The 825-nt window shown below is 66.2% G+C and carries 1 protein-coding gene; it reads right to left on the bottom strand.

Annotation, left to right across the window (positions count from 1 at the left end):
- A partial coding sequence (locus tag IE249_RS35485) for an adenosylhomocysteinase (protein WP_189711652.1) occupies positions 1 to 825 on the bottom strand: 825 nt, incomplete at both ends.

Here is an 825-nt window from a genome sequence, read left to right as displayed (position 1 = left end):
CGTCGACGCCGATGTACGCGGCCTGCTCGGGACGCAGCCGGGTCAGCTTCACGCCGAGGGCGTCCAGGTGGAGGCGGGCGACCTTCTCGTCCAGGTGCTTGGGCAGCACGTACACACCCGTCGGGTAGGCGTCGGGCTTGGTGAACAGCTCGATCTGCGCCAGCGTCTGGTCCGCGAACGAGTTCGACATCACGAACGAGGGGTGGCCGGTGGCGTTGCCCAGGTTCAGCAGCCGGCCCTCGGACAGCACGATGATCTTCTTGCCGTCCGGGAACGTCCACGTGTGGACCTGCGGCTTCACCTCGTCCTTGACGATCCCCGGCACCCGCGCCAGACCCGCCATGTCGATCTCGTTGTCGAAGTGACCGATGTTGCCCACGATCGCCTGGTGCTTCATCCGCGCCATGTCCGAGGCCAGGATGATGTCCTTGTTGCCGGTCGTGGTGACGAAGATGTCGGCCGTCTCCACGACCTCCTCCAGGGTCGTCACCTGGTAGCCGTCCATCGCCGCCTGCAGCGCGCAGATCGGGTCGATCTCCGTGATGATCACCCGCGCGCCCTGACCGCGCAGCGACTCCGCGCAGCCCTTGCCCACGTCCCCGTACCCGCACACCACGGCCGTCTTGCCGCCGATCAGCACGTCCGTGGCCCGGTTGATCCCGTCCACCAGCGAATGCCGGCACCCGTACTTGTTGTCGAACTTCGACTTCGTCACCGAGTCGTTCACATTGATCGCCGGGAACAACAGAGTCCCGTCCCGCTGCATCTCGTACAGCCGGTGCACACCCGTCGTCGTCTCCTCCGTCACCCCACGGATCTCGGAGG

The sequence above is a fragment of the Streptomyces anandii JCM 4720 genome, from assembly GCF_014650655.1.
Classification (GTDB): domain Bacteria; phylum Actinomycetota; class Actinomycetes; order Streptomycetales; family Streptomycetaceae; genus Streptomyces; species Streptomyces anandii.
Note: the sequence above shows the minus strand (reverse complement) of the source record. Positions and strands in the feature narration are given on the sequence as shown.